Consider the following 18,467-nt stretch of genomic DNA (forward strand, 5'->3'; position numbering starts at 1 on the left):
CGGCCATGCGAATGCGCGCTCTCGGAGTCATCCTCACCGCCACGGCGGCCGCCACGCTGGCCGCGACCGCCGCCCCCGCGCTGGCCCGGCCGGCCGAGGGCCGGGTGCTCGGGCTGGGGATGGCCGGCGCGATCCCGGGGCGCTACATCGTCACGCTCGAGGACGGGACCATCGGTGCGGCCGGAACCCACCTCGGCGGGGCGAAGGTGCTCCAGCGGGCCGGCAGCACGGTGTCGGCCGCGATGACGGCCACCCAGGCCCGGCGGCTCGCCGCCGACCCGGCTGTCCGGTACGTCGAGCAGGACCGGCGCGTGCACATCGCCGCGGTCCAGAAGAGCCCGGACTGGGGTCTCGACCGGATCGACCAGCGGACCGTGTCGGCGTCGAAGACGTACACACCGATGGACGACGGGGACTCGGTGCACGCGTACGTGATCGACACCGGGGTCCGGGTCAGCCACCGCGACTTCGGGGGCCGGGCGTCCAACGGCTACGACTTCGTCGACCACGACGGCACCGCCCAGGACTGCAACGGGCACGGCACCCACGTCGCCGGCTCGATCGGCGGCACCACGTACGGCGTCGCCAAGAAGGTCAAGATCGTGGCGGTCCGGGTGCTCGACTGCGCCGGCGAGGGCGACATGTACGACGTGATCGCCGGCGTGAACTGGGTGACCGCCCACGCCGTGAAGCCGGCCGTCGCCAACATGAGCATGGGCGGCGCCCGCAGCGCTTCGCTGGAGGCGGCCATCCAGAAGTCGATCAGGTCGGGGGTCACGTACGTCGTCGCGGCCGGCAACGAGAACGTCAACGCCGCCTCCGAGAGCCCGTCCGCCCTGGCGCCGGCGATCACCGTCGGTGCGACCGACAGCCGGGACCGCCGGGCGTCGTTCTCCAACTACGGCAGCGTGCTCGACCTGTTCGCCCCCGGCGTCGACATCCGCTCGGCCTGGGCCTCCAGCAACACCGCGACCGCGGTGCTCAGCGGCACCTCGATGGCCGCCCCGCATGTCGCCGGCGCCGCCGCGCTGGTCCTCGACGCCTACCCGGCCGACACCCCGGCCCAGGTGCGCGACTATCTGGTCGCCAAGGCCACCACGGGCCGGGTCGCCGACCTCAAGGGCTCGCCCAACCGGCTGCTCTACGTGCCCACCCCGGTCGCCGCGCCGGTCATCACGTCGAGCCACTTCCCGGCCGCGGTCGGCCAGGCGTTCACCGGCAAGCTCGCGCTCGCGTCGAGCCGCCGTGGCTCGTGGTCGGTCGCGAGCGGCCACCTGCCGGCCGGGCTCAAGCTCTCGGCGAGCGGCACGCTTTCCGGTACGCCGGCCGCCTCCGGCACGAGCACGGTCGTCGTCCGGTTCGTCGACTACGTGCCCAACACGGTGACCCGGGCCGTCACCTTCACGGTCACCGGCGGCGCCCCGGTGATCTCGACGACCTCGTTGCCGTCGGGGACGGCCGGGTCCGCGTACGCCCAGAAGCTGGCCGTCGCCGACGGCCGCGCCGGATCGTGGGCCGTGAGTGACGGCCTGCTGCCGGCCGGCCTGATCCTCGACGAGACCGGCCGGATCACGGGAACCCCGGTCGAGGCGGGCGAGTCGACCTTCACCGTCCAGTTCATGGACCTGGCCGGCAACCTGGCGACCGCGACCTACACCCTCAGCGTGCAGCCCTGAAGAGAATCCGTGCAGCCGTAGAAGAAACCGTCCCGCTCGGCGGCCTGGGGGCAGGAGGTCGCCGGGCGGGACGGTGTTGTCCGCCGAGCCTAGTCGCCGGCCATGTCAGCCGGCTGTCACGTGACTGTGGAAATCCTGGGCGTAGGCGGCGACCAGCGCCTCGGAGGACGGCAGGTCGGCCTCGGTGACCGGCAGGCCGGGCAGGACCTCGGCGCCCAGCTCGGTGAGCAGCCGGCGGAGCAGGGTCTCGGCCGCCGCGGCCTGGGGTGCGATGCCGGCCGTCACCACCGGCACCGCCCGCTTGCCGGCCAGGGCCGCCGACGGCAGTTGGTCGAGCAGCACCTTGAGGATGCCGGTGTAGCTGGCCTTGTAGGTCGGGGTGGCGACGACCAGCAGGTCGGCCGAGCGGATCTGGTCGAGCGCGTCGGCGGTCGCCGGGTCGCCCGGGGTGAGCAGCCCGGCCCCCAGAGCGCCGACCTCGATGACGGCGGGGGCCTCGGAGAGCGCCGAGCCGACGGCGACGGCCAGGGCGGACGTGCGGGAGGCCGGTCGCGGATTTCCTGACACCACAACGGTCTTGGTCATGACACTCCTACTATGCGGGAACCCGAGACCATCAGCCGCGCGACCCCGCTGTCAATGTGAGTCTCATATCCTAGTAAACCTCTAGGCTTTAGTTGACATGAGAGGCGGATTGCGGCCAGAGTTGCGGCATGGCAAGAGTGGGGGCATGAGCGATGACTTCCATCGGAGACTTCACCACGTCGTGCCGGCCGGTCTGTCCGGCGACACCGCACAGACCGCGGGGATGACCCGGGTCGAGGCGATCAGCGGCAAGACCGTGGGCAGCCGGGCGCTGTGGATGGGCGAGACGCACGTCTCGCCCGGTGCGGCGAGCGGCGACCATCACCACGGCGAGTCCGAGACCGCGATCTACGTCGTCCGCGGCCATCCGGTCTTCGTGTTCTTCGACCGCGAGACCGGGGCCGAGAAGCGACTCGAGACCAAGCCCGGCGACTACGTCTTCGTCCCGCCGTTCGCGCCCCACCGCGAGGAGAACCCCGACCCCGGCAACGAGGCGGTCGTGGTGATCGCCCGCAGCACGCAGGAGGCCATCGTCGTCAACCTGCCCTCCTTGAAGCCGGATCCCGGGGAGTAATCGGGCGCGCCGCTGACGCCGCGGCCATCCTCGGCCCCGTAACCTACTAGTCATATGGGAGAAGAGGATGACTGTGCTCGCCGTACCCGAACTGCTGCCGGACGCTCCGGTCACCGTGACCATCAGCATCGCCGGCGGTGCCGCCGCCGGCCGCGACCGCGTGCTCGCGGTCCTGCGTGACCTGGTCGACGTGGCCGGCCCGGCCATCGCGGTCGAACTCGACGAGCCACCGCCGGCCGGCGGCATCAGCCTCGACCCGATCGCCCGCACCGCCCTGCGCGACGGCATCCCGCTGGAGCTGAGCCGCCTCGAGTTCGACCTGCTGCTGTTCCTGGCCCGGCACCCGCGGCAGGTGTTCAGTCGCACCCAGCTGCTCAGCCAGGTCTGGGGGCACACGCACACCACCAACCGCACGGTCGACGTGCACGTCAGCCGGCTGCGCACCAAGGTGGACGACCCCGATCTGGTCACCACCGTCTACGGCCTCGGCTACCGCCTGGCCGACGACGCACCGGTCTCGGTCCGGCGCCGATGACCCGGCGAAAGGTGGTGGCGGTGGTCGGCGGCGGCGCCTCGGGCGTGCTGGCCACCCGGCAGATCCTGCGGGCGACCGGCGACGAGGTGCTGCTCATCGAGGCGGGTGAGCCGGGCGGCGGGCTCGCCTACGGCCACGCGGCGCGACCCTGGCATCTGCTCAACTCGCGCGCCGCCGCGATGGGCGCCGACGAGGACGATCCCGGTGGTTTCGCGCGATGGGCCGGTTGCGGTCCGGACGATTTCCGGCCCCGGGAGGAGTACGGCCGGTATCTGCGAGCGGTTCTCGACCAGACGCACGCCGCGTTCGGCGACCGCCTGACCGTACGCCGGGAGCGCGCGGCCGTGCTGAGTGACGCGGGCGTGGTGCTCGCGGGCGGGGAACTCGTGCGGGCCGACGACGTCGTGCTGGCCACCGGCCACCCGGCGGCCGCGCGAGCGGTGGCGGTCGACCCGCGATGTCCGGACTATGTGGACGATCCGTGGCGTCCGGGCGCGCTCGAGGCGATCGACCCGCACGTGCCGGTGCTGCTGATCGGGGCCGGGCTCACCGCGGTCGACGCGGCGCTCACGCTCACCGCGGACGGGCGCCGCGACGCGCCGGTCACCCTGGTCAGCCGGCGCGGCCAACTGCCGCTGACCCATACCGTACGGGCGGCGCCGCCCGCGGTTCCCGCGCTCGACGACTGCGCGAGTCTGCGGGACGTCGTCCGGGCCGTACGGGAATCGGCCGCGCAGGCGGGCGACTGGCGTGCCGTGGTCGATGGCATGCGTCCCTACCTCGACCGGTTGTGGGTCGCGTTCACCCCGGCCGAGCAGGACGCCTTCCTGCGTCATCTCGCCCGCCCGTGGGAGTGTCACCGGCACCGGATGGCGCCGGCGGTCGGGGCCCGGGTGGCCGCGCTGCGGGCCGAGGGGCGGCTCGAGGTGCGCGCGGGCGGGCTGCGTTCGCTGGTCGCGCCGCCGGCCGGCGGGCTGATGGCCGAGTTGGAGGCGGGCGCCCAGTGGTTCGGGGCGGCCGTGAACTGTGCCGGGTCCGGGCGCCTTCCGGCCGCGGCCGGTTCGTTCGCCGCCGGTCTGCTGGCGGCCGGGCGGGCGCGGGTCGGCCCGCACGGGCTGGGTCTGGACATCGACGCGTCGGGCCGGCTTCTCGGCGCGGACGGGCGGCCGCAGCGTGGTCGCTGGCTGATCGGGCCGCTGCGGCGCGGGGCGCAGTGGGAGACGACCGCGGTGCCGGAGATCCGCGCGCAGGCGGCGGCGCTGGTCGGCAATTCGCTCCTGGCCGGTGTCTGACCATCCCAAAGCGGTGATACCACCGCTGTATGACTGTTGCATATCCCCAGGTCAGCGCTGATTCGACCGTTGTCTCCGAAGAGTTTGCCGAGCTTGTGCCAATATCGAGAAACATCAATACTGCGAGGGCACCGGTACGCCGGATCCGGCGTACCCCCCATCCCCCGGGAGGAACCAGTGCTCAACCGGAACCTGCGCCGACCGATCGTCGGCCTGGCCGCCTTCGTGCTCGTCGGCTCCGCGCTCGTCGCGTCACCCGCGTCCGCCGCCCCGACGGCAGCCGGCATCGACCCGTCGTTCGCACCCTCCGCCCTCGCCTCCAGCATCGACAGCCAGTTCGGTGCCCAGACCGCCGGCTCGTACGTCGACGACAGCGGCAAGGTCATCGTCAACGTGACCGACGCCGCCACCGCCGCCTCGGTCACCGCGGCCGGCGCCACCCCCCGCTACGTCAAGCACAGCGGCGCCGAACTGAACGCCGCCGACGAGAGCCTCAAGACGACCCTCAAGACGGTCGGCACCGCGTTCGCCGTCGACCCGATGACCAACCAGATCGTGGTCACCGCCGACAGCACCGTGACCGGCGCCAAGCTGGCCGTCGTCAAGTCCATTGTGGCCAAACTCGGTGACAAGGCCCGCCTGGAGACCACCGCGGGCAAGATCAGCACCGAGATCTCCGGCGGCGACGCCATCTACGTCAGCGGTGCCCGCTGCTCGCTCGGCTTCAACGTGCGCAGCGGCAACACGTACTACTTCCTGACCGCCGGGCACTGCACCAACATCGGCGCATCCTGGAGCAACGGGTCGACCACGCTGGGCACCCGTGCGGGCACCAGCTTCCCGGGCAACGACTACGGCATCGTCCGCTACACCAACACCAGCATCACGATCAGCGGCGCGGTCGGCTCGCAGGACATCACCTCGGCCGGCACCCCGGCCGTGAACAGCACCGTCTACCGTCGCGGGTCCACGACCGGCATCCACTCCGGCAAGGTTCAGCAGCTGAACGCCACGGTCAACTACGCCGAGGGTTCGGTCAGCGGCCTGATCCGTACGACCGTCTGCGCCGAGCCGGGCGACAGCGGCGGCTCGCTCTACGCGGGCAGCACCGCGCTGGGCCTGACCTCGGGCGGCAGCGGCAACTGCTCCTCCGGCGGGACGACGTACTTCCAGCCGGTCACCGAGCCGCTGGGCGTGTACGGCGTCTCGGTGTTCTGATCCCGGTTCCCCGGTGACGAGCGGCCCCTTCGCGGGGCCGCTCGTTCGTCATAATGCGGCCGTGACCTATCCGCCGCTGAACGCCGACGAACGGACCACCCTCACCGCGTTCCTGGACGCCTACCGCGCCGACGTGCTGAGCCGCCTCGACCGGGTGACGCCTGCGCAGGCGGCCGCCCGTCTGCTGGCCGGCACCGACATGACGATCGGCGGGATCGTCAAGCACCTGGCCCAGATGGAAGATCTGTGGTTCACCCACAAGCTCCTGGGCCGGGACTTTCCCGCCCCCTGGCCGGGCTCGGAAGAACAGTGGGCGTGGACCTCCGCCGCCTCCGACTCGCTCGACTCGCTGCGGGAGCTGTACACGGCGGCGTGCGACCGCAGCCGGGCCGCGGTCGCGTCGCTGGATGATCTCGACGACCGGGCGGAGCTGATCTCGTTCGGCACGGACCACGTCAACCTGCGCTGGATGCTGGTCCACATGATCAGCGAGACCGCCCAGCACGCCGGCCACCTCGACCTGCTGCTGGACGCTCTCTGATGCCGGACGGTCGTCAGGAGGCGTAGGCCTCGAGCTCGTAGACGCGGGCGGCCGAGTTGCCGCCCTGCTCGGCCGTGATGACGTTCAGCCGGACGTAGCGGGCGGACGTCGCGACATTGTGGACGCTCACGTTGGCCGTGTTGCCGCGCGCCTGCACGACCGTTCGCCAGGTCGCGTTGTCGGTCGACACCTGGATGTCGTAGTCACGGGTGTTCCAGGTGGCGGCCTCGCCCCCGGCACCCGCGTGGCGGACCACGAAGCCGTTCAGCGTCCGGTTGGAGCCCAGGTCGACCTGCATCGTCTTGGTGGCGGCGAGCGAGCACCACTTGTCGCTCGTACCGCCGCTCACGCTGCCGTTGACCGCCTTGGCCGGCGTCTCGGTGGAGTTGCACGACGCCGAGCCGGTGGCCGGGCGGTTCAGCGCGACGTTCGTACCGGCCGGGACCGAGGGCGGCGTGCTGCCACCGCCCCCGGTGGCGTTGTTGATGGCGGACGCGTAGGCCGACGCCGGATATTGGCCGGCGCACGCCTGGATGTCGTCGTACAGCCACATGAATCCACCCTGGATTCCGGCCGACGCCTTCCACGCCTGCATCTTGCTGCCGACGTCGGCCGGGCTGTCACCGGTCGTGCAGCCCGAACCGTGCCTGCTCCACAGTCCCGGGTCGACCGGCATGCCCAGGCTGCTCGCCCACGCGCCCGGGTCGTTGCCGGTGCCGCCGGCGTAGTCCTGCAGGTAGACCCGGTCGACCGACGCGCCGAGGTTGCTCTTCAGGGAACGCCAGAAACCCATGTCGGTGTACGGCACGAACGTGAACGTCTGGCCCATCGAGATCACCATGCGGGCGAACGACGTGGTGCTGTTCAGGTCGTAGTGCTGCTCGTCGTCGTCGTTGACGGCGTCGGCGCCGGTGGCCGTCTTGAGCGCCTGGAAGTTGCGGTAGAGGATGCTCGACGTCCCGGTGCCGCCCTGGCTGATCAACGTGGCGATGGCGCCCCAGTCGTCCGGGCCGGCCGATCCGACCGAGACCTCGATGCGGTTGACCGAGGTCGGGGCCTGCTTGAGCGTCCGCAGCTGGGCCGGCCAGTCGGGGTTGCCGACGTACTGCCCGTTGGAGACGACCAGCTGATCGTTGAGGTAGAGGTCGCCGGTGTCGGCGTGGACGTGGATGGCCCACAGCACGACGGTGGTGAAGCCGGACGCGCGCAGGGTGTTCATGACGGACTGCCCGCCGCTGTAGAACGGGCCGCCGCCGTACACGGCCGATCGGCCGCCCGCGGCGAGAGTGGTGGCCGCGGACGCGGGCGCGGCGGGCAGGGCGATGGCCGCGACCACGGCCATCGAAGCGAGGATCCTCTTAATGACCACAGCAGCACTCCCAGGGGGTGGTGGAAAGCGGCTGCTATCGATACTTGTCGATCTCAGGCGGAATGGTCAAGACTCTTAATGACGATCTTCCTCGACGCGCTCCTCGCCCCGGCGCCGCAGCAGTTTCAGCCCCGGCAGGCCGGCGATCGCGAGGTGCAGGTCTTCGGTCACCTCGAGCAGTTTGTGGAGGTCGGGGCCGACCTGATCGAGCTTGCCGAGCAGCGGCATGATGTCGTTGATCAGGTGCTCCCGCAGCCTCGGCAGCTGGTCGACCATGCGGATCGCCGCCGTCACCTCATCGGGTGACAGCTCGTCGACGAACCGGGCGGCGAGCGGCGCCGCCTTGCGCAGCGTCTCGGCATATTCGTCGAGCAGCGACGCCGCGCGCTGCGTGATCGACTCAGCGCTTCCAGTGATCACCGATGCCTCGCCGACCACCCCCGACGCGGCCTCGGTGATGCCGGCCGCCCGGTGCACGACATCGGAGGCGGTCTCGCTGATGCCGCCCGCCTGCCGGACCACCGCCGCGGCGTCGTCGGAGATCTGGGCGGCCCGGCCGACCACCAGCGCCGCCGCGTCGGCGGTCTGAACAGCCCGGCCGACCAGGGCGTCGGCGGCGGCCGAGATTTCCTCGGCCTCGGCGACCGTACGCATCGCGGCCGCGGCCACCACCTGGGCCTCGCCGACCGTGCTCTCGGCCGCCGCGGCGATCGCGGAGACCCGGCCGACCAGCGTCTCGGCCTGGTCGGCGATGACCGTGATCCGGTTGACCAGCAGCTCGGCCTGGCCGAGCAGCGACATGACCCGCATCGGCACCGTGGCCGCCGCGGCCGCTGTCTCCAGCACCTGACCGATCGCGGAGCGCGTCAGGTCGGCAATCGCCGCCACCGACGGCAAGGGGAAAGCCATAGCCCACATCATGCCCTCCCGATGCACTCGAACCGGTGACTGTCGGTGATGCCACCCCGGCAGTCCGTCGAAAGTCTCTGCCAAGTTGGTAAGAGGCGCCCCCAGGTCGACCATGACGGCCTTCGACACGGCACTATGCAACATGTGCGGAGTACGCGAAGCTGGATCTTGGCCGTGGCGGCAGTGGGGATCCTCGGAGGTGCGGGGTTGGTCGGACTGGGCGTCAAGCACAACGGCGGCAGTCTGCCGTTAGCCGGCTTCTCCGACTCGGCGGCGACCAGCAAGTCGTCCCCGACCCCGACCGGGCCCAGCCCGCAAGAACTCGCGGCCCAGGCGAGGGCCAAACAGGTCACCGCGCTCAACGCGGCCTTGAAGAAGTACGCCGCGACCGTGCCCGAGTTCTCGGTCGCCGTGCTCGACAAGAAGACCGGGCAGAAGTTCTCCTACCGCGGCACGTCAACCTACGACACGGCCAGCGTGGTCAAGGTGCAGGTGCTCGCGTGCCTGCTGCTGACCGCCCAGGACAAGGACCGCGACCTCACGTCGACCGAGCTCGCCCTGGCCAAGCGCATGATCAGGCTCAGCGACAACGACGCCACCACCTCGCTGTTCAACAAGCTCGGCAAAAACTCGGCCGTCCAGGCCTGCGACAAGCGCCTGGGCCTGACCCAGACCAAGGTCAACAGCGCGTGGGGCCTGACCCGCACCACAGTCGACGACCAGGTCAAGCTCCTGGCCCAGCTGGTGTCCACGTCGTCACCCCTCGACGCCGACTCCCGCAAGCTCGCCTTCACCCTGATGAACAGCGTCGACAAGTCCCAGGAGTGGGGCGTCCCGGCGGCGGCGACGTCAGCCGACGTCTTCACGGTCAAGAACGGCTGGGACACCCGCACGGCCGACGGCGGCAAATGGGTCATCAACTCGGTCGGCCGCATCACCGGCCCCAACACCGACGTCTCGATCGCCGTGCTCTCACACGACCACACCTCGATGGCCGCCGGCATCACGGTCGTCGAAAAGGTCGCGAAGATGACCAGGCAATACTTGAAGTACTGACGACCTTCCCCGCGATCGAGGCGAGCTCTGCCACACCGCGGTGGCCAATGCCCTCGGCACCACCTCGGCCGGAGCGGGCAGCATGCGGCCGAGCGCGCGGGGAGACAGCCGGTCCCGGTGAGTGCGCGCGCTGCCGGAGCCATGACGATCGGCCGTCGCCGAGGCGATGGCTTTCGGGCGCAGTCGCCGGCGGCCTCAGCAGGGCCACGAGCGGGTCGCGGTCATCGGCGGCCCCGAGTCGCCCGGCCAGGTCCGGCGCACGCCGGGTGCTGGACGCGGGCGGGGACCAGCCGGGCGGCTATTTGACCTGATCGGCGGAGGCGTCGGGGACCGGGGCGGGAGGAACCGAGGGGGAGGCGGCACGGCGTTTCTTCTGGATCCACGAGATGGTCTGGTTGACGACCAGGATCAGGGCGACCGCCGCCACCACGCTCTGCCACGGCTCGGGGAAGATCGAGCCGCCGGCCACGCCGATGCCGGCGTAGACCGCGGCCCACAGGGCGCACGCCGGCGCGTTGGCGACGATGAAGGTGCGCCAGGGCAGGCCCAGGAACGCCGCCGCCAGCAGCACCGGGACCCGGCCGCCCGGGATCAGCCGGGAGACCAGCAGCACCGGCACCTGGCTCTTGTGCAGGCGTTCCTTGACCGCGGCCAGGTGTTCCTCGTCGCGCAGCCAGCGGAGCCGCCGGGCCAGTTGCTCGCCGCCGAGCCGGCACATCGCGTACATGACCAGGTCGCCCAGGTAGGCGCCGGCGGCGCCGGCGGCGATCACGAACAGGAAGTCGATCTTGTTGTTGTGGAAGGCGAGGGCGGCCGCACCGCTGACCGCGGCGCCGGTGGGCACGATCGGGATGATCGCGCCGAAGGAGACTACGAGGAACAGCCAGCCCAGGGCGGCCAGAGCGGCGGTCACGCGACGTGGCCGATCGGGTTGATGGTCAGGGTCTCGCCGTGGGCCAGCACCCGCACCTGGGCGTCGGGCGCGACCCGGGCCGCTTCCTCGGCGAAGCGGATGCCGGGCTCGCGGAACATGTGCTGCCGCACTCGATTCAGCCCGATCGGCCAGAACGTGCCGTAGTGCACCGGCACCGCCCACCCGGCCTGCGACCGGCGCAGCGCCTCGGCCCCGGTGGTCGCGTCGAGGTGGCCGTGCGAGCCCAGCGTGGGGCCCCAGCCGCCGACCGGGATCAGCGCGAGGTCGATCGGCCCGAGCTCGGACATGCTGTCGAACAGGCCGGTGTCGCCGGCGAACCAGGTGCGGGCGGCGCCCTCGACGACGAAGCCGACGGCCAGGGCGCGCTCACGGGACCAGGGGCCGCGGCCGCCGTCGTGCGCGGCCGGCACGGCCCGCACCTTGACCGGGCCGACGGCGGCCTGCTCGCCCGGCGCCAGCTCGACGATGCGCGACGCGGCCGGCGGCCCGAGGGCCTTGGCCGCGAAATCCGCGGCCCCACGCGGCATGATCAGCAACGGCTTTCCCGGTACGGCACGCAGCGACGCCAGGTGGAAGTGGTCGGCGTGCAGGTGGGACAGCAGGATCGCGTCGGGCTCGCCCGGCAGTCGCGGGGTCGGTCCGGCCGCGCGCCGCAGATGGGCCAGGCGATCGGTGAGCACCGGGTCGGTGAGCAGGGTGCTGCCCGAGTCGGCGAGCCACACGGTGCTGTGCCCCCACCAGGTGACCGACGTGTTGCTCACCCGTTCACCGTACCGAGCCGCTTCAGCGCCCGGCCGAGGAGCCGGGCGTACGCCTGCTGGACGAGCACGGCCGCCGGCCCGGCCGCCTTCATCGGCAGCCGCGCCGGGCGGCTGTACGCGATGACCTGGAACCACACGCGACCGGTCTCCTCGCGTACGAGCTCGAAGGCCTCCTCCCCGGAGGCCTGATGCCCCGGCAGCGTGCCGTAGCCCCACCCGGACCGGGCCGGTTCCTCGATCGCCCAGACCACCTCGCACGGCACGCGCAGCGGGCCGGCACCCACCGTGAGCCGCACGCCCGTCGCGGCCCGGCCGGCCGTGGCATCGACCTTCGCGCCGATCGCCCGGTGCATCGCGAAGGTCATCACCGCCTCGGTGGAGCGCCGGAACAGTTCGTCCCCGTTGCCCAGGTAGGTGCGGTAGCGCAGGTGGCGGAAACCGTCCGGGAGATCGCCGGTGAGGGTCCGGCCGATCGGTGCATACGTCAGTTCACTCACGGGGCAAGTCTTGCCCATCGCGGTGACGGATGATTCCCGAGTTGCCGTTGTGGGCACATTGCCGCCGTGACCGGACCCCGCACCGCCGTCGTGGTGAACCCCGTCAAAGTGAACGATCTCGACCAGTTGCGTCGCACGATCGAGGAGGGCCTGGCCACCGCCGGGTGGCCGGCACCGGCCTGGTTCGAGACCACGAAGGAGGATCCCGGCCGGGGCCAGGCGGAACAGGCCGTCCGGGACGGAGCCGAGCTGGTCTTCGCGTGCGGCGGTGACGGCACGGTGACCGCCGTGGTCACCGCCCTGGCCGGCACCGACGTCGCGCTGGCCGTGCTGCCCGCGGGCACCGGCAACCTGCTCGCGGCCAACCTCGGCCTCGACAGCGACCCGGCGACCGGCGTGCAGGTGGCCCTCGACGGCGGGCGCCGCCGGATCGACGTCGGCACGGTCGAGGACCGGTGTTTCGTGGTGATGGCCGGGATGGGCTTCGACGCTCAGATGCTGGAGGGCACGTCGGAGACCGCCAAGAAGGCGGTCGGCTGGCCGGCGTACGTGGTCGGGGCGCTCAAGCACCTGCGGGACCGTCCGATGCGGGTGCGGATCCGGCTGGACGACGGGCCGCCGATGCCCCGGCGACCGCGCTCGGTGATCGTCGGCAACGTCGGGCGCCTGCAGGGCGGCATCCGGCTGCTCACGGCGGCCGAGCCGGACGACGGCAAACTCGACGTCGCGATCCTGAGTCCGAACAACCTGCGGCACTGGGTCTCGCTGAGCCTGGGCGTGATGCTGCGCCGGCCGCGGAGGCCTCTGATGGAGACCTACACCGCCGAGCGGGTCACGATCGTCAGCAACCACCGCCAGTCCCGCCAGCTCGACGGCGACCTGATCGAGCCCGGCCGCACCCTGGAGATCGGCCTGCGGCGGCGGGCCCTGCTGCTCTGCGTGCCGCAGCCGGACAGCGATCCCGACCTGGCCTACGACGCTTCCGCCGCGGCGGACGAAGCGCAGGCGTGGGCGGAATGAGCAGCGTCGAACCCGTCCCCGAGACCCGCGAGATGAGCGGGGACGACCTCTCGGCGGACGACGCGTACCGGGCGCTGCGCCGCTACGGCCGGTGGGCGCTGGTCCGGGACGCGTTCCTGCGCTTCCGGTACGGCGACGGCTTCAGTCACGCCCGCGCGTTCGCGTTCCAGCTCTGCCTGGCCATCGTGCCGTTCCTGATCGCGTTCTCCGGGCTCGTCTCCGACCTCGGCGCCGACAACGGTGGCAAGGTCGTGGGGGACACCGTTCTGGCGGTGACCCCGGGGGCCAGCGAGCCGCTCGTCCGGCAGCTGATCGAGGACAAGCACGGCGAGCTCGCGCTGGTGCTGGGCCTGCTGACCGGGCTGATCGCGCTGACCACGGCGATGGCCCAGATCGAGCGGGGCGCCAACCGGATCTACGGCGTCGAGCGTGACCGGCCGTCGGTCGCGAAGTACACCCGGGCGACGGTGCTGATGCTGGTCGCCGGCGTGCCCGCGCTGTTCGGCTTTCTGCTGCTGGTGGCCGGGCGCCCGTTCGGCGACGCGGCCGAGCGGCACTGGGGCTGGGCCGGCGATCTGCGCGTGACCTGGGACTTCGTGCGCTGGCCGGTCAGCCTGCTGCTCACGGTGATCGCGGTGGGCCTGCTCTTCCGGTACGCCCCCCGCCGCCACCAGCCCGCCCTGTCGTGGCTGCTGTTCGGGGCGGTGGTCGCGACCGTGCTGTGGTGGCTGGCCAGCATCCTGCTCGCCGGGTACGTCCGGCTCAGCGGCGAGTTCGGCGCCACCTACGGGGCCCTGACCGCGATCATGGCCCTGCTGCTCTGGGCCAACCTGACCGGCCTCGCCCTGTTCATCGGGGTCGCCTTCGCCGCTCAGTTGGAGGCCAAGCGGGTCGGCGTGCGCCGGCCGGCCAAGCAGGACGCCTGGAAACCGGCTGCCGCCCGGCGGCAGCCGCCGAAGCAGAGGACGAGCCGTGGTCGTTGAGCGTCTACCCTTCCGGCATTTCGCCGAGCGCAGCCTGGCCGGCCTGGTCGCCGTCGTGGCCGCCGGCCTCGGGTTCGGCACGTTGCTGCTGCTCGTGCGCTACCACTGGAACCCGCTGCTCCACCTCGACCAGTCGGTCGCCAACGACCTCAACCGGGTCGTCTCGGCCCATCCGCCGGCGGTCAAGGTCGCCACCGCGATCTCCCACCTCGGCGGCTCGGGCACGCTGATCTCGCTGGTCGTGCTGGCCGTCGTGGCGTTGCTGATCCGGCGGCAGCCGCGTCTCGCGATCTATCTCACGGTCACCGGGATCGGCGCGCTGATCCTCGACCCGTCGCTGAAGACGCTGGTCGGGCGGGTGCGGCCGGTGGTCGCCGACCCGGTCGCGCACGGTTCGGGCAACAGCTTTCCGAGTGGGCACGCGCTCGGCTCGACGATCGTCTACGGCATGCTGACGCTGGTCTTCCTGGCCGTCGTGCGGCACCGGTGGCGGGGCTGGTTCGTGGCCCTGGCCGCGCTGATCGTGGTGCTGATCGGGCTGAGCCGGATCGCGCTGGGCGTGCACTTCGTCTCCGACGTGCTGGCCGGGTGGCTGCTCGGCGTGGCGTGGATCTGCGTCACCGCGTACGCGTTCCGGGTCTGGCGCCGCGAAGCGGGCCTGCCCACCCCCTCGCCGGCGGAGGGTCTCGAACCGGAGGCCGACATCGCCCCGGCTCCGGCGGAAAGCCCGGAGAGCACGGTTCTGCCGCACCCGTGGGCCAAGGGCGCGGAGATCCTGGTCGGGTGGACGCTGACCTTCGGGCTGCTCTACGTGCTCGGCTATCTGCTCACCCACGTGATTCCGAGCGGGCCCGACAACGCGGTGCCGCGCTGGCTGCAGACCTTCCGCACGCCCACATTCGACCACCTGAGCTGGCTCGGCAGCAAAGCCGGCGACACCCACGCGATCCTCGCCGTCTCACTGGTGTTCTGCCCGCTCGCGCTGGCTCTGTGGCGACGGTGGCGGCCGGTCCTGTTCGTCGTGCTGACCATGGTCGGGGAGATCACGCTGTTCCTGTGCAGCGCGGCCGCGGTGGGCCGGCCCCGGCCGCCGGTCGCCCAGCTCGACGGCCAGATGCCGACGTCGTCGTTCCCGTCCGGGCACATCGCGGCGACGATCTGCCTATGGACCGCGATCGCGATCGTCGTCACGGGCCGTGTTCGCCAATGGTGGCGGTGGGTGTTCATCGGTCTGGCGATCGTGATGCCGATCGTGGTCGCGTTGTCGCGCATGTACCGGGGCGAGCACCATCCGACCGATGCGCTCGGGGCCGCCCTGCTCGCCGCCTGCTGGATCTCGGTGCTGTATTGGACGGTGCTCCGTGAAGGTCATGACGTGGAACCTGCTCCACGGGGGCGAGTCGAGGCTGCCCCGGATTCTGTCCCTCGTCGAGCGTGAGCAGCCGGATGTTCTGGCCCTTCAGGAGCTGCGGGGCTTTCCTCGGGCCGAGTTCGAGGCGGCGACCGGGCTGACCGGGCACGTCGCCCGGTCGGTCTTCGGCCAGCCGGTCGGGGTGTTCTGGCGCCCGTCGCTGACGATCACCGGGCGGCGCTCGTTCCGGTGGCAGCTGCATCACGCGGCCTCGGCGGTCACCCTGCGCTCCGGGGGCGAGTCACTCACCGTCGTGAGCGCGCACCTCAACCCGTACGCGTCGGAGCGCCGCCGCCGCGAGGCGGTCTGGCTGACCGCCCGGCTGGACCACCGCGGTCCCGTGGTTCTGGCCGGGGACCTCAACTCCCTGTCCGTGCCCGGCCCGCTGCCGCCGCTCTATCGCCGGCGGCACCTCGGGCCGGACGGTGAGATCGACACCCGGGCGATGGCCGCCTTCGCCCGCGTCTTCTCCGATGCCTGGCTGGAGGTCGGGGAGGGCGACGGCACCACCGTGCCGACGGCACTGCGAAGCGCCGAGTTCGCGCCGATGCGACTCGACTATGTGCTGCTCGCGGGCGGTTTGCATGCTGCATCGGCGAGGGTTGTGCGTGACGATCCCGATGCCTCCGACCACTACCCGGTCGTAGTTTCGCTCCGGTGGCCGCCCGCGCGTGCGACGCTGGACTGATGCCCGACTTCTCGCTCATGCACTGGTATGTCGCCATGGCCGGGCCGTGGACCGAGGCGGCCGCCAAGGAGTTCCACGAGGGCGGGTACGACGGTCTGGTGCTGCTGCCCGACGAGACCTGGCAGCCGGCCGACCTACGATTTCTGCACGAACTGGCCGGGCTTCGCTCGTTCGACCTGACCTGGCCGGTGACCGACGACGTGGCCGCCTTCCAGCTGCCGCGGCTGGAGTCGCTCACCCTGGCCACCCACTCGGACCGGCCGGTGCCGCCGGTCGAGCAGTTGCGGCTGCGCAGCGCGCTGCTCTCCGACCGGTCCGGGATCTGCGTCGGGCGGCTCTGGCCCAACCTGACCGCGCTGCGGGTCATCGACTGGCGCGGCACCGACCTCGGGATGCTGGCCGGCGCCCGGGCCGTGACCCAGCTCCACCTGCGCGGCAACGGCCAGAGCGGCAACCTGGACGGCCTGCAGCACTGCTCGCATCTGGAGCGCCTGGTGACGATCAACTATTCGCTGGCCGGCTCGGCGCCGCTGCGCGGGCTGACCGGGCTGCGCGAGATCCGCCTGCTCGCCGCCGCCCCGACCGAGCCGCACCGGGTGATCGACCTGGCCGACGTGATCGGACCGTCCCTGACCACCCTCTGGATCGCCAACGCGGCCCGCCTCGAGAACCTCGACGCCCTGATCGACTCGGCGGTCTCCGAGCTGCACCTCATCGACTGCGAACTGTCACCGGCCGAACGCGAGATGCTGAGCCTGGTCAGCTGACCTGTCAGCTGGCTTCAGGCCGTGGGGGCGGCCGCGGCGGCCTCCAGGCCCAGTTCCCGGATCGACCGGTCGCGCATCTCGGTCTTCCGGACCTTGCCGGTCACGGTGAGCGGGAACGCGTCCACCACCAGCACGTAGCGCGGAATCTTGTGCGTGGCGAGCCGCCCGGCGCAGAAGTCGCGCAGTGCCGCCGCCGTCGGGGGTTCGGCGCCGTCCCGGGGGATCACCCAGGCCATCACCTCCTCGCCGTACCGGTCGTCGGGCACGCCGATCACCTGCACGTCGAGGAGGCCGGGGTGGGCGCGCAGGAACTCCTCGACCTCGGTCGGATAGACGTTCTCGCCGCCGCGGATCACGACGTCCTTGATGCGGCCGACGATGTTCACATAGCCGTCCGCGGTCATCACGGCCAGGTCGCCGGTGTGCATCCAGCGGGCCGCGTCGATCACCTCGGCGGTGCGCTCCGGCATGTCCCAGTAGCCCAGCATCACCGAGTAGCCGCGCGTGCAGAACTCGCCGGGCTCACCGCGGGGCACGGTCAGGCCGGTCACCGGGTCGACGATCTTGACCTCGATGTGCGGCAGGGCGGTGCCGACCGTGGACACCCGCAGGTCCAGGTCGTCGTCGCGGCGGCTCTGGGTGGCCACCGGTGAGGTCTCGGTCATTCCGTAGCAGATCGTCACCTCGGCCATCCCCATGTCGGCGACGACCCGCTTCATCACCTCGACCGGGCACGGAGACCCGGCCATCACTCCGGTACGCAGGCTGGACAGGTCGAAGCGGCCGAACCCGGGCTCGGCCAGCTCGGCGATGAACATCGTCGGTACGCCGTACAGGGCGGTGCACCGCTCCTGTTCGACCGCCGCCAGCGTGGCCCGCGCGTCGAAGGCGGGCGCCGGGACCACCACGCACGCACCGTGGGTCATCGCCGCGAGGGTGCCGAGCACGTTGCCGAAGCAGTGGTAGAACGGCACCGGTACGCAGACCCGGTCGGCCGCCGACCACCCCTGGCGGTGCGCCACGAAGTACGCGTTGTTGAGGATGCTGTGGTGCGACAGCGTCGCGCCCTTGGGGAAGCCGGTCGTCCCCGACGTGTACTGGATGTTGATCGGATCGTCCGGGGACAGATCCTGGTCGGAGAGAGTCACCCCGTCGGCCAGGCCGAGCAGGTCGTGCCAGTCGGTGCCGAGAAAGATCTCGGTCGACAGCCGCGGGCAGTCCGGCCGGACCTCGCGGACCATCGCGCGGTAGTCGGCCGAGCGGAACGCCTCGGCGGCGACCAGCACGCTGACTCCCGCTTGACGCAGGACGTAGCGCAGCTCGTGCGTACGGTAAGCGGGGTTGATGTTGACGAGGATCGCCCCGATCCGGGCCGTCGCGTATTGCAGCAGCAGCCATTCCGGCCGGTTGGGGGCCCAGATCCCGACCCGGTCGCCCTTGGCGACGTGGAGTCCGAGCAGCGCGCGGGCCAGCACGTCGACCCGGTCGTCGAGTTCCCGATAGGTCCACCGGGTGCCGCTCAGCACGTCGACCAGCGCCTCCCGGTCGCCGAGCCGGTCGGCGGTGCGCCGCAGATGAGCACCGATGGTGTCGCCCAGCAGTGGTTCGGTCGAAGTCCCGTGGGCGTAGGAAAGCGTTGTCATGGCGGCAG

Annotated in this window: 19 protein-coding genes; 12 read left to right on the forward strand and 7 right to left on the reverse strand. The window is 71.6% G+C overall.

Translation table 11 applies throughout. The features are described 5' to 3' along the window. The first annotated feature begins 5 nt into the window (after nt 1-5). On the forward strand, nt 6-1,676 hold the full coding sequence (locus AB0M88_RS05785) for a S8 family serine peptidase (RefSeq protein ID WP_364095938.1): 1,671 nt from the start codon (nt 6-8) through the stop codon (nt 1,674-1,676). 105 nt (nt 1,677-1,781) lie between these two features. Here the strand turns inward: AB0M88_RS05785 and AB0M88_RS05790 are convergent, their stop codons facing one another. Beyond that, nucleotides 1,782-2,261, reverse strand: coding sequence for an NAD(P)H-dependent oxidoreductase (locus AB0M88_RS05790; protein WP_364095941.1), 480 nt, complete (start codon nt 2,259-2,261; stop codon nt 1,782-1,784). Nucleotides 2,262-2,406: 145 nt separating this feature from the next. On the opposite strand from AB0M88_RS05790, the gene AB0M88_RS05795 reads away from it, so the two are divergent. The 5 genes from AB0M88_RS05795 to AB0M88_RS05815 all read left to right on the forward strand — a co-directional run bounded on the left by AB0M88_RS05795 (nt 2,407) and on the right by AB0M88_RS05815 (nt 6,421). Further along, nucleotides 2,407-2,835, forward strand: a complete 429-nt coding sequence (locus AB0M88_RS05795) for a cupin domain-containing protein (protein WP_364095944.1) — start codon at nt 2,407-2,409, stop codon at nt 2,833-2,835. Nucleotides 2,836-2,902: 67 nt separating this feature from the next. After that, complete coding sequence (locus AB0M88_RS05800) at nt 2,903-3,370, forward strand: winged helix-turn-helix domain-containing protein (RefSeq protein WP_364095946.1); 468 nt, start codon at nt 2,903-2,905, stop codon at nt 3,368-3,370. Further along, nucleotides 3,367-4,662 carry an FAD/NAD(P)-binding protein gene (locus tag AB0M88_RS05805; protein ID WP_364095948.1) on the forward strand — a complete coding sequence of 432 codons (1,296 nt, stop codon included), beginning with the start codon at nt 3,367-3,369 and terminating at the stop codon, nt 4,660-4,662. Before AB0M88_RS05800 ends, AB0M88_RS05805 begins: the two co-directional genes overlap by 4 nt. Nucleotides 4,663-4,839: 177 nt before the next feature. After that, entirely contained in the window at nt 4,840-5,880 is a 1,041-nt protein-coding gene (locus AB0M88_RS05810) for a S1 family peptidase (protein ID WP_364095951.1), read from the forward strand. A gap of 61 nt (nt 5,881-5,941) precedes the next feature. Continuing rightward, nucleotides 5,942-6,421, forward strand: a complete 480-nt coding sequence (locus AB0M88_RS05815; protein WP_364095953.1) for a DinB family protein — start codon at nt 5,942-5,944, stop codon at nt 6,419-6,421. Between the two features lie 13 nt (nt 6,422-6,434). Here AB0M88_RS05815 and AB0M88_RS05820 read toward each other — a convergent pair whose 3' ends face one another. Then, nucleotides 6,435-7,763: a discoidin domain-containing protein gene (locus AB0M88_RS05820; protein WP_364095956.1), complete on the reverse strand. Its 1,329-nt coding sequence runs from the start codon at nt 7,761-7,763 to the stop codon at nt 6,435-6,437. A 102-nt stretch (nt 7,764-7,865) separates the two neighbouring features. Beyond that, on the reverse strand, nt 7,866-8,699 hold the full coding sequence (locus tag AB0M88_RS05825; protein ID WP_364095959.1) for a hypothetical protein: 834 nt from the start codon (nt 8,697-8,699) through the stop codon (nt 7,866-7,868). Nucleotides 8,700-8,906: 207 nt separating this feature from the next. Between AB0M88_RS05825 and AB0M88_RS05830 the strand changes: the two genes are divergently transcribed. Then, nucleotides 8,907-9,755 (forward strand): serine hydrolase, encoded by an 849-nt coding sequence (locus AB0M88_RS05830; RefSeq protein WP_364095961.1) that lies wholly within the window; start codon nt 8,907-8,909, stop codon nt 9,753-9,755. A 298-nt stretch (nt 9,756-10,053) separates the two neighbouring features. Here the strand turns inward: AB0M88_RS05830 and AB0M88_RS05835 are convergent, their stop codons facing one another. Genes AB0M88_RS05835 through AB0M88_RS05845 form a run of 3 tightly spaced genes read right to left on the reverse strand, consistent with a single transcriptional unit; the run spans nt 10,054 to nt 11,947 of the window. Further along, complete coding sequence (locus AB0M88_RS05835) at nt 10,054-10,668, reverse strand: VTT domain-containing protein (protein WP_364095964.1); 615 nt, start codon at nt 10,666-10,668, stop codon at nt 10,054-10,056. After that, a complete protein-coding gene (locus tag AB0M88_RS05840) occupies nt 10,665-11,450 on the reverse strand; it encodes an MBL fold metallo-hydrolase (RefSeq protein ID WP_364095967.1) in 786 nt (261 codons plus the stop codon). Before AB0M88_RS05840 ends, AB0M88_RS05835 begins: the two co-directional genes overlap by 4 nt. Then, on the reverse strand, nt 11,447-11,947 hold the full coding sequence (locus AB0M88_RS05845; RefSeq protein WP_364095970.1) for a DUF1990 domain-containing protein: 501 nt from the start codon (nt 11,945-11,947) through the stop codon (nt 11,447-11,449). The genes AB0M88_RS05840 and AB0M88_RS05845 overlap by 4 nt, the downstream gene beginning before the upstream one ends. A 66-nt stretch (nt 11,948-12,013) precedes the next feature. Between AB0M88_RS05845 and AB0M88_RS05850 the strand changes: the two genes are divergently transcribed. Genes AB0M88_RS05850 through AB0M88_RS05870 form a run of 5 tightly spaced genes read left to right on the forward strand, consistent with a single transcriptional unit; the run spans nt 12,014 to nt 16,816 of the window. Then, nucleotides 12,014-12,967: a diacylglycerol kinase family protein gene (locus AB0M88_RS05850; RefSeq protein ID WP_364095973.1), complete on the forward strand. Its 954-nt coding sequence runs from the start codon at nt 12,014-12,016 to the stop codon at nt 12,965-12,967. After that, entirely contained in the window at nt 12,964-13,950 is a 987-nt protein-coding gene (locus tag AB0M88_RS05855) for a YihY/virulence factor BrkB family protein (RefSeq protein WP_364095976.1), read from the forward strand. The genes AB0M88_RS05850 and AB0M88_RS05855 overlap by 4 nt, the downstream gene beginning before the upstream one ends. Continuing rightward, nucleotides 13,940-15,388 carry a phosphatase PAP2 family protein gene (locus tag AB0M88_RS05860; RefSeq protein WP_364095979.1) on the forward strand — a complete coding sequence of 483 codons (1,449 nt, stop codon included), beginning with the start codon at nt 13,940-13,942 and terminating at the stop codon, nt 15,386-15,388. Before AB0M88_RS05855 ends, AB0M88_RS05860 begins: the two co-directional genes overlap by 11 nt. Then, nucleotides 15,321-16,049 (forward strand): endonuclease/exonuclease/phosphatase family protein, encoded by a 729-nt coding sequence (locus AB0M88_RS05865; RefSeq protein ID WP_364095982.1) that lies wholly within the window; start codon nt 15,321-15,323, stop codon nt 16,047-16,049. Before AB0M88_RS05860 ends, AB0M88_RS05865 begins: the two co-directional genes overlap by 68 nt. Continuing rightward, the gene (locus AB0M88_RS05870; protein ID WP_364095985.1) at nt 16,049-16,816 is read left to right on the forward strand and encodes a hypothetical protein; all 768 of its coding nucleotides are present in this window, start codon (nt 16,049-16,051) and stop codon (nt 16,814-16,816) included. The genes AB0M88_RS05865 and AB0M88_RS05870 overlap by 1 nt, the downstream gene beginning before the upstream one ends. 14 nt (nt 16,817-16,830) lie before the next feature. On the opposite strand, the gene AB0M88_RS05875 is transcribed toward AB0M88_RS05870, so the two are convergent. Continuing rightward, nucleotides 16,831-18,459, reverse strand: coding sequence for an AMP-binding protein (locus AB0M88_RS05875; RefSeq protein WP_364095987.1), 1,629 nt, complete (start codon nt 18,457-18,459; stop codon nt 16,831-16,833). Nucleotides 18,460-18,467: the final 8 nt, after the last annotated feature.

This window comes from Actinoplanes sp. NPDC051411, from assembly GCF_040682075.1.
GTDB lineage: Bacteria > Actinomycetota > Actinomycetes > Mycobacteriales > Micromonosporaceae > Actinoplanes.

What these genes read in the sequence shown, in the direction of transcription:
- AB0M88_RS05800 (WP_364095946.1), top strand. Translation starts at nt 2,903, where the DNA reads ATGACTGTGCTCGCCGTACCCGAACTGCTGCCGGACGCTCCGGTCACC.
- AB0M88_RS05795 (WP_364095944.1), top strand. Translation starts at nt 2,407, where the DNA reads ATGAGCGATGACTTCCATCGGAGACTTCACCACGTCGTGCCGGCCGGT.
- AB0M88_RS05865 (WP_364095982.1), top strand. Translation starts at nt 15,321, where the DNA reads ATGACGTGGAACCTGCTCCACGGGGGCGAGTCGAGGCTGCCCCGGATT.
- AB0M88_RS05855 (WP_364095976.1), top strand. Translation starts at nt 12,964, where the DNA reads ATGAGCAGCGTCGAACCCGTCCCCGAGACCCGCGAGATGAGCGGGGAC.
- AB0M88_RS05785 (WP_364095938.1), top strand. Translation starts at nt 6, where the DNA reads ATGCGAATGCGCGCTCTCGGAGTCATCCTCACCGCCACGGCGGCCGCC.
- AB0M88_RS05875 (WP_364095987.1), bottom strand. Translation starts at nt 18,459, where the DNA reads ATGACAACGCTTTCCTACGCCCACGGGACTTCGACCGAACCACTGCTG.
- AB0M88_RS05825 (WP_364095959.1), bottom strand. Translation starts at nt 8,699, where the DNA reads ATGGCTTTCCCCTTGCCGTCGGTGGCGGCGATTGCCGACCTGACGCGC.
- AB0M88_RS05805 (WP_364095948.1), top strand. Translation starts at nt 3,367, where the DNA reads ATGACCCGGCGAAAGGTGGTGGCGGTGGTCGGCGGCGGCGCCTCGGGC.
- AB0M88_RS05790 (WP_364095941.1), bottom strand. Translation starts at nt 2,261, where the DNA reads ATGACCAAGACCGTTGTGGTGTCAGGAAATCCGCGACCGGCCTCCCGC.
- AB0M88_RS05870 (WP_364095985.1), top strand. Translation starts at nt 16,049, where the DNA reads ATGCCCGACTTCTCGCTCATGCACTGGTATGTCGCCATGGCCGGGCCG.
- AB0M88_RS05820 (WP_364095956.1), bottom strand. Translation starts at nt 7,763, where the DNA reads ATGGCCGTGGTCGCGGCCATCGCCCTGCCCGCCGCGCCCGCGTCCGCG.